Source organism: Bacteroides sp. OF03-11BH (assembly GCF_003604005.1).
Classification (GTDB): Bacteria; Bacteroidota; Bacteroidia; order Bacteroidales; family Bacteroidaceae; genus Bacteroides; species Bacteroides ovatus.
In genome coordinates this window covers 1-19,463 of the sequence record NZ_QTMW01000073.1, presented here as the reverse complement: position 1 = coordinate 19,463, position 19,463 = coordinate 1, and the positions used below count along the sequence as shown (strand labels likewise).

Genomic DNA, 19,463 nt, shown 5'->3' with positions numbered 1-19,463 from the left:
TAGCCTTTTTATTTTAATACACTATATAGAATCGCGGAGACGCTTACCGGTAAAAAGACGGTGTAAGAGCGCCCCTTCACCCGTAAACACACTATTTATCAGGAATCTGGAAGAAAGGTGAAGGGCAGAAAAATAACTACGTTCGAGAAAGAGAATTGAATATCAATTATGCGCATAATGCTTCTGTCCTGTTATTACAATCAAAGTTACAACTACAGACATAGGGATTAGTAGTATTTTTCAATTCCCCCAAATCCTTTTATCATTTTATTTTCCTTCGTTTTATTGATAAAGTTGTTCAATCGCTTTTCAAATTCTTCCGGCCGTTTTCTGGCAGCCTCAATGTATGCAATTCGGATACGTCTATACGCATTAGAAAATTGTTGGTAATTCTCCCATACAGTTTTATCCTCTTTCAGTTTTCCGATAATATCATTCGGGAAGACAAAAGGGGCTGACAATACTTTTCGTATATTATCTTCCCTATCAGGGTGAATCATATTATGTTCCAGCAACCATTTCAGTCTCTCTTTGTTGGCTTGCGAGTAGGAACTTTTAGGGTTTCTGGGTGTGAAATGCTGGATTTTATGTTCTTTGTCGAGCGCCTTTATGGTGCTGTCGATCCATCCGAAGCAAAGGGCTTCCTCGACAGCGTCGTTGTATGTAACACTTTTTTCGCCCGAAGATTTGGAGGGGAATACAAACCAAACGTCATTGGCGTTTTCAAAGTTGTCTGCCAGCCATTTTCGCCAATCTTCTCTGTTTTCAAAATATTTTATTTCCATAGTGCTAAAAAGAACAGCAACCCATTGTTGAGAATAGGTTGCTGTTAAATTGGTTATTCATCAGACTTCATGTATGGGAGTCAGGGGCTTTTATTCGTCCGGTCACTTATTTGTCTCCGTACATCTTCGCCCGCAATTCCTTAATATGGTCGGAAGTGATATATTCGTCATATTCCATCATCTTGTCGATGATACCGTTCGGTGTCAGTTCGATGATGCGGTTGGCAACGGTCTGAATAAATTCGTGGTCATGAGACGAGAAGAGGATATTTCCTTTGTACGTCTTCAGGTTGTTGTTGAATGCCTGGATAGATTCCAAGTCCAGATGGTTGGTCGGAGTGTCCAGAATGAGGCAGTTGGCATTGCGCAGCTGCATACGGGCAATCATACAACGCATCTTCTCACCTCCGGAGAGTACGCTTACTTTCTTCAATACCTCTTCGCCGGAGAAAAGCATACGGCCGAGGAAGCCTTTCATATATACCTCGTTGCCTTCTCCAAACTGGCTCAACCAGTCTACCAGGTTCAGGTCGGAATTGAAGAAATCAGTGTTATCCAGCGGCAGGTAAGCAGTGGTGATGGTTACCCCCCAGTTGAAAGTACCTGCATCGGGTTTCATGTTTCCGTTGATAATTTCGAAGAAAGCAGTCATCGCGCGCGGATTGCGTGACAGGAATACCACCTTGTCACCTTTCTCTACGTTGAAGTTCACGTCGTTGAAGAGCACTACGCCTTCTTCCGTCTTCTTGCTCAATCCGGAAACTTCCAGAATCTGGTTGCCCGGCTCGCGTTCGGGAGTGAAGATGATGCCCGGATACTTACGTGAAGAAGGTTTGATTTCTTCTACGTTCAGTTTCTCCAACATCTTCTTACGGCTCGTTGTCTGCTTGCTCTTCGCTACGTTCGCGCTGAAACGGCGGATAAACTCTTCGAGTTCTTTCTTCTTCTCTTCAGCCTTCGCCTTCTGGTTCTGTTGCTGACGGAGAGCCAATTGGCTGGATTCGTACCAGAAACTATAGTTACCGGCAAACATATTGATTTTTCCGTAGTCGATGTCTACGGTGTGTGTACATACAGAGTCGAGGAAGTGACGGTCGTGGCTTACCACCAATACGGTATGCTCGAAGTTGGCAAGATATTCTTCCAACCAGGTCACTGTTTCCATATCCAAGTCATTGGTAGGCTCATCGAGCAAGAGGTTGTCCGGATTTCCGTACAATGCCTGCGCCAGCATGACACGTACTTTTTCCTTACCACTCAATTCACCCATCAATACGTAATGCTTATCTTCTTTCACGCCCAGTCCGCTCAATAGCATGGCTGCGTCGCTTTCCGCATTCCATCCGTCCAACTCGGCAAATTTTTCTTCCAATTCGGATACTTTCAGTCCGTCTTCGTCTGTGAAATCTTCTTTTGCATACAATTCTTCGCGTTGCTTCATGATGTCCCACAACACGGTATGTCCCATCATGACGGTATCCATGACGGTATATGAGTCCCACTTGAAGTGGTCCTGACTCAACACCGAGAGACGTTCGCCCGGTCCGAGCGCAATCGTACCTGTTGTCGGGTCCAGATCTCCGTAAATCGTACGAAGAAACGTAGATTTTCCCGCACCGTTCGCACCGATAATACCATAACAATTACCACTCGTAAACTTCAGGTTTACGTCATTAAATAACACTCTTTTACCAAACTGAACCGATACGTTCGAAACTGTAATCATCTTATTATTTACTATTTTACTAGTTACTATTTACTTATTTGAGCGTGCAAAGGTAGACATTTAAAATGAATTATGAGCTATCTGATATGTGCCAATCTGACATAAAAGTGTTACCTTTGCTGCGTTTTTTGGCAAAACGGCCAACTTGGCAAAGTTTTTGCAGACGAAATCTGTGACATCCGGTCAGTCCGGTATGTTTATAAGCGGTATCTTGCATAGATAACGTGTGTTTCTAAATAGTAAATAATAAAATAGTAAATACCAAGATGGATCCGAAAGAAAAAAAAGTGAAGGAAGAGGAACTGAATGTGGAGGAAACTCACAATCCTGCGGAAGACCAACCGCAAAACGAACAAGCAGAGGGAACCGCTCCGCTGACTCATGAAGAGGAGTTGGAAAAGGAACTGGAAAAGGCTCAAGAAGCGCTTGAAGAGCAAAAGGATAAATATCTGCGCTTGTCTGCCGAGTTCGACAATTATCGTAAACGCACTTTAAAGGAGAAGGCCGAACTGATCCTGAATGGTGGCGAAAAGAGTCTTGGCAGTATTCTTCCGGTAGTGGACGATTTCGAACGTGCCATCAAGACGATGGAAACGGCAACGGATGTCAATGCCGTAAAAGAAGGGGTGGAACTGATTTACAATAAATTTATGGCTGTTCTGGCTCAAAATGGTGTGAAAGTCATCGAGACGAAAGACCAACCGCTGGATACTGATTTCCATGAAGCCATCGCGGTAATCCCCGCACCGTCGGAAGCACAGAAAGGTAAGATTCTGGATTGTGTGCAGACGGGGTATACACTGAACGACAAAGTGTTGCGCCACGCCAAAGTGGTAGTAGGGGAATAAGGATTCGCAACCCATAAAACTCATAATTTTTAAAGAAGCATGGCAGAAAAAAGAGACTATTACGAAATATTGGAGGTGACGAAGACAGCCACAGTAGAGGAGATTAAGAAAGCGTACCGTAAGAAAGCAATCCAGTATCACCCTGACAAGAATCCGGGGGATAAGGAGGCAGAAGAGAAATTTAAGGAGGCGGCCGAGGCTTATGACGTGTTGAGTAACCCGGAAAAGCGTTCGCGTTACGATCAGTTCGGTCATGCGGGAGTGAGCGGTGCGGCAGGCAATGGCGGTCCGTTCGGTGGTTTCGGTGGCGAGGGGATGTCGATGGATGACATTTTCTCTATGTTTGGCGACATCTTTGGTGGCCGCGGCGGCGGTTTCGGGGGAGGCTTCGGAGGGTTTAGCGGATTTGGCGGTGGCGGTTCACAGCAACGCCGGTATCGCGGCAGTGACCTTCGTGTGAAAGTGAAGCTGACGTTGAAGGAGATCTCTACCGGAGTAGAAAAGAAATTTAAACTCAAAAAATATGTGCCGTGTGACCAGTGTCATGGCACGGGTGCCGAAGGTGACGGCGGTTCGGAGACTTGTCCTACTTGTAAGGGTAGCGGCTCCGTGATCCGTAACCAGCAGACTATTCTGGGCACTATGCAGACTCGCGTCACTTGTTCTACTTGTGGCGGTGAGGGTAAGATTATCAAGAACAAATGTAAGAAGTGTGGTGGCGACGGAATCATTTACGGTGAAGAAGTGGTGTCGGTGAAAATCCCTGCCGGAGTGGCAGAGGGTATGCAGCTTTCTATGGGTGGCAAAGGAAATGCCGGCAAACACAATGGTGTGGCAGGCGACTTGCTGATTCTCGTAGAGGAAGAACCGCATCAGGACTTGATTCGCGACGAGAATGATTTGATTTATAATCTGTTGCTTAGTTTCCCGACTGCTGCTCTGGGCGGAGCTGTGGAAATTCCGACTATCGACGGCAAAGTGAAAGTGAAGATTGATTCGGGTACTCAACCAGGTAAGGTGCTTCGTTTGCGCGGCAAGGGATTGCCGAATGTGAACGGGTACGGAACGGGGGATTTACTCGTCAACATCAGTATCTATGTGCCGGAAGCGCTCAATAAAGAGGAAAAGAGCACGCTCGAAAAGATGGAGGCTTCGGACAACTTCAAACCTAACACGTCGGTGAAGGAGAAGATTTTCAAGAAGTTCAAGAGTTTCTTCGATTAATTTTTTGCTATAATATATAAGGTATAAGTGAGCTGCAATCTTTTTTGTGGCTCACTTCTGTTTTTAGGGCTTGTCCTTTTAAAAAAAAGACATATATTTGTGTAGCAAATAAATAGATACTAAATATAGACTTCAAGTATGGCAGAACCTTTTAAGAATATGTACAACAAGCAATTTTTCGATCTGTTTACGAAAGATTTGAGACTTGTTATCGATGATTTTGATGCTCACGGTTTTGTTTCTCAAATAATGGATGATGAATGGGAAGGCAGGGAACTAAAACAGCGCTGGATACATATCACTAGCATTCTGAAAAAGTTTTTGCCGGCAGATTACAAAGAGGCGATCGCTAAGATTCTTGAGTTGTTGGATCATGTAAAAAGTACGCGGCCTGATTTTTCGGTGATAGACGATACGAAGTTTGGATTGATGCTGGAGTATGGGGTGATTCTGAATAATTATGTCGAGCAATATGGGTTGGATGATTATGAAACGTCTGTCAAGGCGATAGAGAAAATCACGCAGTTCACAAGTTGCGAATTTGTGACTCATCCTTTTATAATAAAATATCCGGATGAAATGATGAAGCAGATGTTGGTTTGGTCGAAACATGAGCATTGGGGAGTCAGGCGGCTTTCGTCAGAAGGTTGCCGTCCGCGTTTGCCTTGGGCGATGGCTTTGCCGAATCTGAAGAAAGACCCGACACCTATTATTCCTATTTTAGAGAATCTTAAAAATGATCCGGCAAGATTTGTACGGTTGAGCGTTGCCAATAATTTGAATGATATTGCGAAAGATAATCCGGAAATTGTCATTGATTTGGCAAAGAAATGGAAGGGGGAATCTAAAGAGGTAGACTGGATTATTAAACACGGTTGCCGGACGCTCTTAAAACAAGGGATTCCAGAGGTGATGGAGTTGTTTGGCTTTGATTCTATCAGAAATAATATTAGTATGGAGGATTTTCAGATTTCAAGTCTTAAGGTTAAAGTCGGTGATTCGTTGGAGTTTGGTTTTAACTTGTTGAATCATAGCAATAAGACAATCAAAATACGGCTTGAATATGGTATTTATTACCAAAAAGCAAATGGAACGCTGACGAAGAAAGTTCATAAAATCAGCGAAAAAGAATATACCGGGAATTCTACCACACGAATAACGCGAAAGCACTCTTTCCGCGTGGTTACGACGAGAAAATTCCATCTCGGGCTTCATCAAATTGCTATAATAATCAATGGGAGTGAATTTGAAAAATATGATTTCGTTTTGATTGAGTAATTCGATTGCTGCAACAAATAATATAAATCCTCGATTCTCCGGATGAAAATCGAGGATTTTTTATTTTGATTACTACTATCTTCTTCCTAATACCCCGGATTCTGTTTCAACCTCTCATTCATCACCCGTATTTTCTCCGGTATAGGGAATACAGTTGTATATCCACTTGCCTCATCCGGTAGTTGCGGACGGCTGCTGTAAGCTCTTGTAAACTTCCCGAAGCGGACTAAGTCCTGTCGTCTCCATCCTTCCCAAGCCAGTTCCAGCTGACGTTCGGCAAGGATATTCTCTAAAGTGGCAGTGCGGGGAGAAGCGTTGACACGGCTACGAACTTCATTGAGTTCTTCATCTCCGTTTGCTCCGTTCCGGACTTTCGCTTCACTCTTCATCAACAAAGCGTCTGCATAGCGGAACAATACAATGTCATTCTCCATCAACTTACCGTCTTTTGTGGCAGTCGGGTCGACTTCATACTTTTTCATGCGGGCTCCTGCGGTTTGTTCGTATGGGGTATCTGTTATATCCAGAGATACTTTCCAGGGCAGATATTCCAGTACCGTTCCATTATCCAGTTTGATTATGTTTCCTTTCAGGTCGTGGACAATTCCTGCAAAATAGCAAATATCAAAACGGGGATCTTGTTCCGCGGTTTCATAACCGAAAGCTTCGAGGGCTTCAATGGTGGCGCTGGGACCGTTCTCACCGCTTAGTCCGTAAGCCTTGGCGTGATTATAGTGGCGGGAACGGAAGAGATATTGCATCTGGTTGGTGTACAGAGTTTTGTTCATCGGGATAGTGAAGACATTCTCTACGGACGGTTCGTTGAATATAGAGAAATTCGTTTCGTATTCCGGTTCCAGTTTGTAGCCCATAGTCTTGAGTTGGTCACAATAGTAGATAACTGTTTCCCAGGCATTTAGTTCGCTGCCGTTCACTGTGAACTTTATATTTTTTCCATCCGGGCGTTGTCCGTCCGTCCAATCATTGTCTGTATAAACTTCGGAGTTCAAAGCCAGTTTGGCCAGTAGGAAAATTACCACGGGGCGAGTGATACGGCCATAGTAAGGGCCGGACTGGTTGCTATGTGCATCGCTCAACAAAGGAGCCGCCTCTTGCAATTCCTTGACAACAAAGTCAAAGACCGTTTTCCGTTCACTTTGCACTACATCTTTCATTGCTACGGAAGAGGATTGAACTAGCGGGATGCGTCCGAACAAATCCATCAGGTAATAATAATACATAGCCCGCATGGCACGTACTTCGGCACGGTATGCCGGCAGTTCCGTAGCGGAATGAGTTTCGGCGAATTTGTCTATCCGTTCCAGTGATTTGTTACTTAACATGACGACTTTATAGAGATATTCCCATGTAGCCTGAATGGCATCATTCTCTATTCCCCAATCGTGCAGGTAAAGTCCTTGCCAAAAACCACCGTCATACCAGTCACCTCCACGGGTGGGGATAATGGCTTCGTCGGAGGTAAAGGTGTTCAGGTCGTAGACTCCCCTACCCGTTCCCTGCAATCCCTGACTATCACTATAACCGCCTACGTATGTATAAAGCGAAGCTACTGCATTGAGATATACTTCCGAGATTGTATTGTAAACGTCATCTTCGGGTAACTTATCTTTCGGATTTTCCTCCAAAAACTTACTACATGAGAATAAACCCAGGCACGTTATAAGAAGGAATACCAGCACTCCCGAAGGACGTAAGATCTTCTTTGAAAACAGTTCCGCTATCCTTGAAAGCAGTTCTTCTTTCTGCAAAAAAAGACTTTTATTTTTCATATATTGTTTCATCATCTCCTCCTCCATTAAAAGTTAATACTCAATCCCAGTGTGTACGTCCGCGCCAACGGATATCCCCGTTTATCATCCACGCCTAAAGTGGAGTTCACTGTTGAACTGTTAATCATGGGTGAAAGTCCCGAATAACCGGAAATGGTTGCCAGGTTGTTGACTGTAAATGCCAGACGCAGGGAACGGACATATTTCTTCAGTTTCTGCACTTTCTCAATCGGCACGTTCCAACCCAGCGTCACATAGTCGAAGTTGACATAATCTCCCTTTTCCAACCAATAGTCGGTGGCGGTTTGATCCTTGATGTTCTGTTTCGGGCCTTTCTTCATTACGTTATAGTCGGGAAATATATTCATGTTCATATAGGTCAGGGAGGTTCCGTTGTAAATTTTATGTCCGAAAGCTCCGTTAACCTGCAAAGACAGGTCGAAACGCTTGTAGCGGAAACTGATGTTGGAGCCAAGAATCGTTTTAGGTACGGCTTGTCCTGCCACGTAGCGGTCTTCACCATCTTCAAGGCTGACACCTCCGCCATTCAGATCGGCGATGCCATAGGTGTATCCGCCGTTTCCATCGGATTCGAGTCCCGTACTGTGGGGAAGATAGAACACGCCCAACGGTTGACCCACCATCTGATATACGATGTGGTTGTATCCTCCGTGAAAGCCGGCTCCGTCGAGGCTGGCAAGACTTTTATATTCGGGGGCAGAAAGCATTTCGCCGTTGTACATACCGCTTAATGAGAGCAGTTTGTTGCGCTGGAAAGTGATATTGGCATTGATATTCAATTCCATATCCTTGGTCTTCAAGGGGGTGATGCCGATGGCGATTTCCGTACCCCAGTTGCGCATGGAACCGATGTTGGCAAGCAAGGTGTTATAGGTGAAAGGCGGTACGCTTACGTTGTAAAGGTAAAGCATGTCTGTGGTTCGGGAGTTGTAATAGTTGGCGGAAAGCAGCAGGCGGTTGCCGAAAAGAGCTACGTCGATACCGGTATTAAAGGTATGTTTCACTTCCCATTTCAGGTCGGGATTTGTGTTCCGTAAGTCTCCTAAAGATACGACGGCGGAGTTTCCGACGGGGACTACACCGTTCGGCTTTACAAGGTTCAATGTAGTGTATGAGTCAATCCCGCTCTGATTACCTGCCAGACCATAGCCAATACGGAATTTCAGATTATCCACCATCGGCAACTGCTTCATAAATTCTTCTTCACTAATCACCCATGCGGCAGATGCGGAGGGGAAGAATCCCCATTTATGGTTCGCTCCGAATTTGGAGGAAGCATCTGTACGGGCGTTCAGCGTCAGTACGTAGCGGTCGGCGTATGTATAGTTGAAACGTCCCATGAAAGATGCCAGACGGGGTTGGTCGTAGTAAGAATTAGTGCCTTCCCACAAGCGGAGTGCGCCTGCCTGAAGATTATTATACCCGAATTTGTCGGTGCTGAAATTGCTTACTGTTGTATAATATCCCGTGTAGGTTTCTTTTTGAAGTTCGGCAAGTGCCAACACGTCAAAGAAATGTTTTTTCCAGTTTTTCTTATAGGTCAGCATCATGTTGCCCAGCAAGGATTCTCGCTTTTTGGTTCCTTTGTAAGCCTGGCCGTTCGCCCAGACGGAGGTGGGGAGGTATTGCGAATTTTCCACGATATTATAGGTATAGGCACCGAAGAGGTTAAGTTTCAGCCCTTCCAGTAGATTGAAAGTCAGACGGGCATGCGTGCTGATGTGCGAAGTGGCATCATCGTCCTGCACTTCCATCCATGCCAATGGATTGGTGATTTGACTGGCGGTCGTTATTCCATCCCAAGAATTGGTGACGGGGTCTTTATGGTTGGGATAGGTGGGGTTGAATGTGGCTGCCGAATAGAACGTTTTCTGATAATCCACCAGATTATGATTCTTCTGAATGGAACCGAACATTCCCAGCTCGCAGTTCAGGAAGCCGTCGAACATTTTCTGATTCATGTTCATATTCGAAGTGAAGTTTTTCATGTCTTCATTCAGAATCACTCCCTGACGATCCATGAAACCAAGAGAAACGCGATAGCTGGACTCACTGGAACCGCCATAAAAGGCGATGTGATGGTTTTGTTGTAGTCCTGTCTGTTCAATCTCTTTCTGAAAATCGGTGTTATTTCCTTTATCCAGAATGGAAATCCCGCGTTCCGAGGCGACACGGCGGTACTCATCGCCGGACAGCATTTTCAGATTCTTGTAGACGGTGGAAATTCCGAAGCTACCGTTGTAGGCTACCTGTGTTCTGCCGCTCATTCCTTTTTTAGTGGTGACCTCGATCACACCGGAAGCTCCTCGTGAACCGTATTGTGCGGTTTCGGAAGCGTCTTTCAGAATGGTGAAGCTCTCAATATCCGTAGGGTAAATGGAGGTGAGCATACTCAAGTCACCAAATACTCCGTCGACGATTATCAAAGGGTCATTGCCACTGGTCAGTGAGGTAGTTCCCCGCAGGCGTACTGCATCCAAGGCTGCCGGACCATTTGACCCGCGTTGGATAGTCAAGCCCGGCACACGTCCGCGGATTGCTTCCAAAGGGTTCGTTATCTGGTCTTTATTCATCTGTGTCTCCGTAATCTTCTCTACGGAACCGGAGAGGGTTTTCAAACTTCCGGTGGCATATCCAACAGTTATCAATGAGTCTATGGGCGTGACGGGAATCTTCTGCGCCAAGGTGCTCTCGCACGGGATTACCAGAAGAAGAAGGGTGTAGAAAATGAGTCTAGCGTGTTGTACCATATTCTTAGTTTTTAAGGTAATAATACAAATATAACAAAAAAAGAGAGAATCTGGTTGAATAGATTCCCTCTTTTATTCATAAATGATATTGACAATGTCTATTTCACGATTATCTCATCCGTAAATATCCACCCTCCGAATTCGCTTCCGGCCTGTGCCTGGTAACGTACGTATCTTCCTTTGGCTTCTCCCTGCCATGAAATATCCGTAAACCGGATAGGGGTTTCTTTGCTCACTTCAAAGTGTTGTTTTTGCAACTCCGTGAAGTTAATTCCATCATCGGAAATGGAAATAATCACTGTCTCCGGCAGGAATACTTCCGCGCCGACCACTTGCATAAAAGCGGCGGTGATGGAATGGATAGGGGTTTCTTTTTCCATATCAATCGTCACATCGAGACGGTTGTCCGAGATAAATCCTTGCCATGAACCATCACCGTAAGTCCAGTCACCACGTATGCCGTCTGTCAGGGCTGTGTTGCCTTGTGCGGGATAATGGGGGCTATAGGAGGAGTTATAGGTCACTTTTTTACCGAGCGCCAAATGGCTGACTGGTTGAAGAGATTCGGGACGGCTGCCGATTTCTTTGCTCAAATCGAAAGGATGGTATCCTTTTTTCTGTAAATCGGCCACTGCTGACAGTGCGCGGGTATGGAAATCGGGCCACGACTTACGTTCCGGAGCCGACCAGGCTACTTCCGCCAATGCCAGCATACGGGGATAAATCATATATTCCACGTGTTCGGGAGTGGGGATATATTCCACCCATAGGTTACCCTGCACACCATAGACTAACTTTGCCTGCTCCGCAGTTAAGGAAGCGGGGACAGGATCGTAGGCATATACTTTCTTCAATGGCAGGTAGCCACCGATAGCTTCCGGCTGGGAGTACGGGGCGTCCTGATAGCTGTCCAGATAACAGTATGCACCCGGTGTCATGATGGCATGATGGCCGGAAGTGACGGCAGCGATACCACCCTCTTCTCCACGCCACGACATAACGGTTGCATTGGGCGCAATGCCTCCTTGCAGAATCTCGTCCCATCCCAAGAGACGGCGTCCGTGATTGTTGAGGAACTTTTCGATACGGTGTATCAGATAGCTTTGCAGCTCGTCTACATTGGCCAGATGCTCGTCTTTCATTCTCTTCTGACATTTCGGACAGGTCTTCCAAGCCGATTTACCGGCCTCATCACCTCCTACATGAATGTATTCGGAAGGGAAAAGTTCCATGACTTCCGTCAGTACATTCTCCAGAAAGGTGAAAGTTTCTTCATTGCCGACACAGAAATCGGAGTTCTTGTAAGGTTCTCCCGAACAGGATAGCTGTGGGTAGGCAGCCAGCACTTCTTCCGAATGGGAAGGCATTTCAATCTCCGGAATCACGGTGATATAGTGCTGACGGGCATATTCCAGTATTTCACGAATATCATTCTGGGTGTAATAGCCGCCGGAAGCTCCGGGTTCATCGTAACGGAGGTATTTACGTCCACCGTTCCACCATTTCTTCCAAGTGGGGTCTGTACGCCAGGCTGCAAAATCGGTCAGTAAAGGGTATTTCTTGATTTCAAGCCGCCAGCCTGCCGCATCGGTCAGATGCAGGTGCAAACGGTTGATTTTGTAATATGCCAATGCATCTATCTGCTTCTTTATAAACTCTTTGGTAGAGAAATGTCGGGATACGTCCAGCATCAGTCCGCGGTAAGCAAAACGCGGGGTGTCTTCTATCTCGACAGAGACTACGGAATAGCTGCCTGTGCCCGCCGGTTGCATCAGCTGTAACAGGGTTTGCATTCCATAGAATAATCCGGCTCCCGAAGTTGCCCGGATCTCGATTTGTTGAGGGGTGACGGAGAGTGTATAGCTTTCCGGTGATGGCAATTGGGGGGTCTTGGGGGTTATCAATAAGAAAAGCATCTGTTTCCTGTCTTTCATTCTCGCTTCTTTCAATTGAACAGGCAATGCTTTCAGGTAATTCTCCCAGAGTTCCGCTTCTCCACCTTGCAGGTTTGTATAAAGTTTAGTCTTTTCTGACAGTAAAAAAGAGCCCGTCCCCTGCTCCATTTTTAATGGGACAGGTATGACGGACTGTGCCAGAATGGGATGTGCATGGAAGCACATCCCCAATATCCATAAGAAAAGACAAACTTTAGGGTATTCTTTTCTTATATTCATTAATCAATTTTGATTTCGTCTACAAATAAAAATGCGTTTTTACCTTTTCCTCCATGCCATGCCGGAAGTGATTTCTCCGGTGAAGCAATGACTCTCACGTATTGGGTGGTCACAGGAGCAAAGGTTAGTTTATGCTCAACGATTCCGTCTTTGTCTGTCTCTTTCATCTCCGGATATTCTTCGGAAGCAATCTTTTTGAAGGTCTTGCCATCATCTGAAATTTCTACGGACAGGTTTCTGGCATCAAATACCCAGTCTCCTTTTGCTACATTGGTAGAGATTGCCACGCTTGAGATTTCAGTAGGTTGCTGGAGGTCGATAGTCATATCCATGTCGTTTCCGTTGAAAGCGATCCAACGACCTGACTTGTAGCTGCTATTTCCTTTCAGACCATCTATCAAAGTGGAAGCTCCTTTGAACAGGTATTGTTCATTGATAGGCTGATTGGCTACAATCGGCTTCATGCTGGATTTGCTGAAATCAATCTTCTCTGCCACTGTCTTGCTTTCGCCGTTGGGACGAATGGCTTTGGCGGACAGGGTTACATTTTCCTTGATTTTCAATACTCCTTCGTAAACGGGGGAAGCGGCAGTAGGTTCTGTGCCGTCTAATGTATAGTAAACAGGGGCACCGTCGATGGTAGACAGGGTAACGTCCATTGTTCCTTCTGCCGGATTCGGGTCAAACTCGGCTTGTACGTCAAATACGTGTTTAGCGTAATTGTATCCTTCTGCATCGTACCACTTAATCAGTTGTGGAAGACGGGACAGGAAGTTGGCATAGTTTTTCTTTTCGGGGCTGGACCACTGAATTTCACACAAAGCAGCCCAACGAGGCAATACCATATATTGTGCATGCGGGAAGGTAGCGATGTATTCTGTCCAGAGGTTGGCTTGCACTCCCTTGATGTATTTCTGTTCTTCCGGAGTAAGAGAAGCCGGCATCGGCTCGTAGCTATACACTCTTTCCATCGGCAGATAACCACCGATACCGAACGGTTCGTTTTCGACGTCTTTAGCCTGGTAGTAGTCGAAATACAAGTAGGTGTTCGGTGTCATGATGACATCGTGTTTCTGCTTCGCAGCTTCGATACCACCTTTCTCACCACGCCATGACATCACGGTAGCATTCGGAGCAAGTCCGCCTTCGAGGATTTCATCCCAACCGATGATTTGACGTCCGTGGTCGTTCAGGAATTTCTCAATATGGTTGATGACAAAGCTCTGCAAACGTTCTTCTTTGCTGTGGCTCTGATCTGACTTCAATCCCAATGCTTTGATACGTGCCTGGCACTTCGGACATTTTTCCCATCTTACTTTCGGGCATTCGTCGCCCCCTACATGAATATATTGTGATGGGAAGATTTCAATCAATTCACCATAAACATCTTCCAGGAATTTCAATACTTGGTCGTTTCCGGCGCAAAGCACATCCTCGGATACACCCCATTGTCTCCATACTTCGTACGGGCCACCGGTACAACCCAGTTCAGGGTAAGCGGCAAGGGCAGCTTGCATGTGTCCCGGAAGGTCGATTTCGGGAACAACGGTGATGTAGCGTTCGGCTGCATAATCTACGATTTCTTTGGCTTGTTCCTGGGTGTAGAATCCACCGTAAGGTTTGCCGTCGTATTCGCCGGAGTTACGTCCGATGACTGTTTCTGTTCTGTTAGCACCGATTTCAGTCAGTTTCGGGTATTTTTTGATTTCCAGACGCCAGCCTTGATCGTCGGTGATATGCCAGTGGAGGCGGTTCATGTTATGTAAAGCCTGCATGTCGATGTAGGTCTTTATTTCATCCACGGTAAAGAAATGACGGCTGGTATCGAAATGCGCGCCACGATAGCCAAAGCGAGGAGCGTCATTGATTTCTACGGCTGGCATGGCAATATCCGCACCGACAGCCACAGGCAATGATTTGCGCAGGGACTGGATGCCATAGAATACGCCGGCTTCCGTAGGACCGGTAATCGTGATTCCGTCACCGGTAACTTTCATCTGGTAGGATTCCGGATTTTCGTTCTCCGTGCCTAATGCCAGTACGATTGCGTTTTTACCTTCTGTTCCGGCTTCAATGGCGAAATCTTTTCCGGTAGCCGTTTTCAGATAGTCTGCCAGGAACTTTGCGTTGCGTTGCATCTTCTCGTTTCCTTCCGGATAGAGAATTTTCACACTGCTCTTGAGGATGAAGGGACTTCCTTGAGCGGTTACAATTTCTTGTGGCATGGGGATGATCTGGTAGTTGGCTTCCTGTTGCGCCGATTGGCAAGAGGCAAAAAGTCCTGCTAGTGCCAGACATCCGGTTAATTTAAAGAGTTGCTTCATAAACTAAAAAATTAAGTGTTAAGTTATTAATAGATTAATTATAAGTTTCACGAATATGTTTGATTGTCAAAGGCAGCTCCTCTCCTTTCTTTATTTGGGGAGAAGTGATGACGACCGTTTTACGTTCTCCGGGAAGAAGGTCGAAAAAGTTGTCGCTGAAACGGGCTCCCTGCAAAGGAATTTCAATAAAGACATCTTTTGCAAGAGCGGGAGAAAACAATGTCAGTTCACACATGCCGTCTTTCTGTTTCATCTTGCAGGAAACGGTTGTTTCAGGCAGAAGCAGGTCTTTTGTTTTTCTAAAGAAATATACGGTTTCGGCAAGGGTGTTTCCTGCCTTGTCTTTCAGGGTCAGTTGCATGAAACAGCGTTGCTGTTCTTCCGGTGATAGCCAGGTGTCGGTTTTTATACGGTACACGCATTGGGAAGTGTTAGCCGGAACTGTCAATGTGTTGAGTCGTATAGGCTTGCCTTGTTTCTTTCCGTCAAAGTCTGTTACTTTCATTTCCAACATCAGGTGGTCTTTGGTGTCCGGACAGTCGGAAATCAGGTAGATATTGAGGCTGTCGTTTTGCCGGATAGGATTGATGAGGATTGGAGCAAAGGCTCGTTTGGCTTGGTAATGCAGGGCTTTCCAATTACCGTAATAGTCGATGCTCGACCAGGATACTACCGGCCAGCTGTCATTCAGTTGCCAATACAGGGTACCCATACAGTAAGGATGGTTCCGGCGGTGTGCTTCCAGTCCGTGACGCATTCCTTGTCCTTGCAGCACTAGTCCGACATAGACAAAGTCTTCAAATTTTTCGGGGATGATATAGTCGCGCTCCATGTAGGTACGAATCAGGGCGTTGCCGATGCTGCTTTTCTGATGAGCATTCATCACTTCCGATTCTATCTGATAATCTTCCGGAGCGGCGAAAGTGGAGATGGTCTTCATTTCCGGGAAGGACTGAAAACCGAATTCGCTCATGAAACGGGGCAGGTCTGTATCGAGTGACTCGAATGTTTTTTGACCATACCAGACTCCCCAGTTATGGCTGTCTCCTATCCCCCAGGATTCAGGACGCCCCCAGTTGGCAAAATACGGGGAGCTGTGTATGTAGAAACGGTCGGCATCCAGTTCCTTAACCTTGGCTGGAAGGAGCTGATGGAACAGTTTGTCGTAGCCTCGAAACATTTCCTGATAGATTTCGGGCGGGAAGTTCTTGTCGAATCCCCAATATTTTAAGGCTTCCAGTATTTCGTTATTGCCGCACCACATCGCCAGGGAAGCATGATTGCGAAGGCGACGGATGTTATAGCAGGCTTCCGCCTCTACCCTTTTCAGAAAGGTGGGGTCGGACGGATAGGGAGTGCAGGCAAACATGAAGTCTTGCCACACCAGTATTCCGTTTTCATCTGCCAGGTCATAGAAACGGTCATCTTCGTACGTTCCACCTCCCCATACACGAATGACATTCATGTTCGCTTCGCGGATGTCGCGGAATAAGGTTTGGTAGCGTTCGGTAGTGACGTTAGTCAAGAGTGCATCCTGGGGGATGTAATTGGCTCCTTTGGCAAACATAGGTACACCATTTACTTCAAAATAGAAGGATTCTCCGTCTTTATCTTTTTCATTAACGAGGCGAACAGTACGCAGTCCTATCCGGTGCGATTGCTCGGCTACGACTTTATCTTCTACTATGATTTGAGCGGAGAAATCATACAGGGCGGGCTTTCCCCATCCATTCGGCATCCAACGTACGGGGGATGCCACTTCGGAAGGTATGGAAACATGATTGATTCCGGGCTGTAAGGTGATTGCCTGGCTGATGCTTTTTTCTGCACTTCTTTCGAATGAGGTATTGATTCTCACCTCTGCCTGAAGTGGCCGGGAGAGTATGTTGTTTATTTCTAATTCATTAGACAGATTTGCGAGCTGGTCGGTCAGTGCGAGTTGCTTTACGTGATAGTCACTGATAGAAGCTGCGTCATAAAAACGGATGGTCACCGGACGCCAGATGCCGCTGGTCACCATGCGGATTCCCCAGTCCCAGCCATAACTGTAAGGGGCTTTACGGGAGAATATGCTTAAATGTTTGTCGTGATGGTCGTTGTCTGCCGGATAGTTGAATCCGTTCGAGTTATATTGAGGCAGTGTCTGCCGGATGGGGGAATGAAAATAGATGTGAAGAAGGTTTTCTCCGATACGGAGTTGGGACTTGACAGGTATGGTATAACCGACAAACATGTTATCGGCTTTCAGCAACAATGCTCCATTGAGGTATACATCGGCATACGTGTCAAGGCCTTCAAAAACCAATTGGGCGTCATCCCGTTTCAGTTGTTCGGGGGTAACTGTAAAAGCAGTCCGGTATTCCCAGTCTTCATTTTCCACCCACTGAATCTTTTGTTCATTGATGCCATAAAAAGGATCGGGTATTTGTTTATGGTAGATAAGGTCCTGATGAACGGTGCCCGGAACCTGTGCCGATTGCCACAGCTCTGTTCCTGCCTGGGAAAATTCCCAACCTGTATTTAGAACGACAACTTCGGAATTGTCATTGCTCTGTGCATATGCCATACTGCAACAGCATAGTAGTTCACATGCTATTTGAGCCTTTTTTCCGATCAAATTAATCATCATAGTGGGGCATTAGATATTAACGGATTCAAAGATATTATTTTTTCAGCAAATTTCACTGATAATTTAACAAAATATGTTGTTTTTGCACGCCACGATAAATATACGGTTTTATTCTTTTATCATATCGGATAGTTTAACCGCTATTATATCTATCATTTCATTCCTAACAAATCTGTTAATTTCACTGCCTGAAAAGTCATGTGTGCCACACTGCTCTCATATAGAATACCGATTGTCTCTTTATCAATCATCGTCAGGCAACTATATCCCCATCCTTCTGCTTCGTCGAGCATGATTTGATGTTCGGGCAACCAGATAAGTCCTTTATCCAGACTTGTTTTTATTGTTATATGATTGCGCCCTTTAGTCGTATCCGGATTTGAAAACAACAGGAGGTCTTTATTCAAAACGTTGTCCTTGGCATCGACATGAATCAGACTGGCCATACATACCGGTTCCTGAAGTGCCTTACGTGAAGACGGGTGTTCTGTCCAGGTTTTTCCCAAATCTTTCGTTATGGCAATAGCCCGGCTTCCTCCTCTATTGTCACGCATATTCAGCATCAATACTCCCGGTTCTATTTCCGCAACTTGTGCTTCCGTTGTATTTGTTCGTGCCATATTGTGCATTTTCCACGTTTTCCCCCGGTCTTTACTATACATGATTCCTGCATTCGGAACACGGGTAGAGTCTATAAACTGCGTTGGAAATACTAATGTGCCGTCGCTCATCGTTATTCCACGTCCGGGTCCTTGAAGGAGAAAATACCAGGACGGATCTTTTACCTGCTCTGTTATATTGATCGGTTTCGACCATGTTTTACCATCGTCTGTACTCTTTGCCAATACCAGCTGTGCGGTATGGTTTATATCCATTCCCGAATGGGAGCTCCACCAGGCACGTTGATTACCCATACCATGTGTCCATGCGGCAACCACCCAGACGGTATTCGTTTGAGTATCTACCAAAATAGAGGGATCTCCTACCCCATTCTGTGCTTTAGGCAAACCGCCATACTCACCAAATGAAAGCGGAAGACGCATTTTCTCCCAGCTCTTCCCTCCGTCAGTGCTACGACTCAAACCCACATCTACATATTCCTGTAAATCGACACTACTATTATATCGGACATCGTACACTCCCAATAATGTTCCTTTATTGGTTGTCACTAATCCGGGAATACGGAAGGAAGCAGAACCGTCATTACCAGCATGACGAACTCCGACTGCCATCCGGTGAGTAATATCTTTCGGGGAAATAAATTTACAATAGAGTTCTTTCCCATCCACTTTTACAGCATGTAAATCAGAGACTATTTTAGTATGCAAAGAGGCATCTGTTTTCATCTGCAAACTGATCCAAAAAAAGTTGACACCTGGAAATAAATTGTAATTACCTCTTAATACAACTTTTTCCGATGGTCCGACCTCTGCACATTTTATGGAATAGGAAGGATTAGCCGCCAATGTCGCACCCGGTCGATGGCTAGATATGTACTCTACAGGGGCAAAGCGATTTTTGTTTTGATCTTGTAAGGCCTCTGTTCCTCCATAATAGAGTTTGATTGCCTGGACATCCGCTAAGTTGGTACTTTTACTGAAATCTAAAACAACTTCATCGAGCATCTTGCTTTCCTTTGCATCCAACCGGATATAGAACAGAACATTGTCCTGCCGCTCTATCAAAACCGGGATTTGTGTTTCATGGATAAACACTGTGTCTGAAGCTTTTACGTCAAAAGAATAGCCTAATAAGACAAGGAAAAGTAAATAAAAAATTCTTCTCATAATGGGGGTATTAGTTAGTTTAACGCGATAAAGATAAAACTTTTCTACCATAATACAGCTATGCAAACAGTTAACTTTCATTTTACCAAGTTCTGGTAGGACTAGTCAATACTTTGACCACCATTCT

11 protein-coding genes are annotated in these 19,463 nt (G+C 45.6%); 3 read left to right on the top strand and 8 right to left on the bottom strand.

Annotation, left to right across the window (positions count from 1 at the left end):
* Positions 1-227: 227 nt before the first annotated feature.
* Both DXA54_RS26485 and DXA54_RS26480 read right to left on the bottom strand, forming a co-directional pair.
* Positions 228-785 (bottom strand): YdeI/OmpD-associated family protein, encoded by a 558-nt coding sequence (locus DXA54_RS26485; protein WP_008651715.1) that lies wholly within the window; start codon positions 783-785, stop codon positions 228-230.
* Between the two features lie 106 nt (positions 786-891).
* Positions 892-2,511, bottom strand: a complete 1,620-nt coding sequence (locus tag DXA54_RS26480; RefSeq protein WP_004297887.1) for an ABC-F family ATP-binding cassette domain-containing protein — start codon at positions 2,509-2,511, stop codon at positions 892-894.
* A 266-nt stretch (positions 2,512-2,777) separates the two neighbouring features.
* Here DXA54_RS26480 and DXA54_RS26475 point away from each other — a divergent pair, with 266 nt between their 5' ends.
* From DXA54_RS26475 to DXA54_RS26465, 3 genes are all read left to right on the top strand, one after another.
* The gene (locus tag DXA54_RS26475) at positions 2,778-3,359 is read left to right on the top strand and encodes a nucleotide exchange factor GrpE (protein WP_004297892.1); all 582 of its coding nucleotides are present in this window, start codon (positions 2,778-2,780) and stop codon (positions 3,357-3,359) included.
* A gap of 39 nt (positions 3,360-3,398) precedes the next feature.
* Positions 3,399-4,583, top strand: coding sequence for a molecular chaperone DnaJ (gene dnaJ, locus DXA54_RS26470; RefSeq protein WP_004307195.1), 1,185 nt, complete (start codon positions 3,399-3,401; stop codon positions 4,581-4,583).
* Positions 4,584-4,721: 138 nt separating this feature from the next.
* The gene (locus DXA54_RS26465) at positions 4,722-5,861 is read left to right on the top strand and encodes a DNA alkylation repair protein (RefSeq protein WP_004308801.1); all 1,140 of its coding nucleotides are present in this window, start codon (positions 4,722-4,724) and stop codon (positions 5,859-5,861) included.
* A gap of 86 nt (positions 5,862-5,947) precedes the next feature.
* On the opposite strand, the gene DXA54_RS26460 is transcribed toward DXA54_RS26465, so the two are convergent.
* From DXA54_RS26460 to DXA54_RS26435, 6 genes are all read right to left on the bottom strand, one after another.
* Complete coding sequence (locus tag DXA54_RS26460; RefSeq protein ID WP_369746707.1) at positions 5,948-7,666, bottom strand: RagB/SusD family nutrient uptake outer membrane protein; 1,719 nt, start codon at positions 7,664-7,666, stop codon at positions 5,948-5,950.
* A gap of 11 nt (positions 7,667-7,677) precedes the next feature.
* Positions 7,678-10,422: a SusC/RagA family TonB-linked outer membrane protein gene (locus DXA54_RS26455; RefSeq protein WP_120081079.1), complete on the bottom strand. Its 2,745-nt coding sequence runs from the start codon at positions 10,420-10,422 to the stop codon at positions 7,678-7,680.
* A gap of 98 nt (positions 10,423-10,520) precedes the next feature.
* Positions 10,521-12,596 carry a family 20 glycosylhydrolase gene (locus DXA54_RS26450; protein WP_022199437.1) on the bottom strand — a complete coding sequence of 692 codons (2,076 nt, stop codon included), beginning with the start codon at positions 12,594-12,596 and terminating at the stop codon, positions 10,521-10,523.
* On the bottom strand, positions 12,596-14,920 hold the full coding sequence (locus DXA54_RS26445; protein WP_120081077.1) for a family 20 glycosylhydrolase: 2,325 nt from the start codon (positions 14,918-14,920) through the stop codon (positions 12,596-12,598). Before DXA54_RS26445 ends, DXA54_RS26450 begins: the two co-directional genes overlap by 1 nt.
* A 34-nt stretch (positions 14,921-14,954) precedes the next feature.
* Positions 14,955-17,549 carry a beta-mannosidase gene (locus DXA54_RS26440; protein WP_120081075.1) on the bottom strand — a complete coding sequence of 865 codons (2,595 nt, stop codon included), beginning with the start codon at positions 17,547-17,549 and terminating at the stop codon, positions 14,955-14,957.
* A gap of 152 nt (positions 17,550-17,701) precedes the next feature.
* Positions 17,702-19,336, bottom strand: coding sequence for a sialidase family protein (locus tag DXA54_RS26435; protein ID WP_120081081.1), 1,635 nt, complete (start codon positions 19,334-19,336; stop codon positions 17,702-17,704).
* Positions 19,337-19,463: the final 127 nt, after the last annotated feature.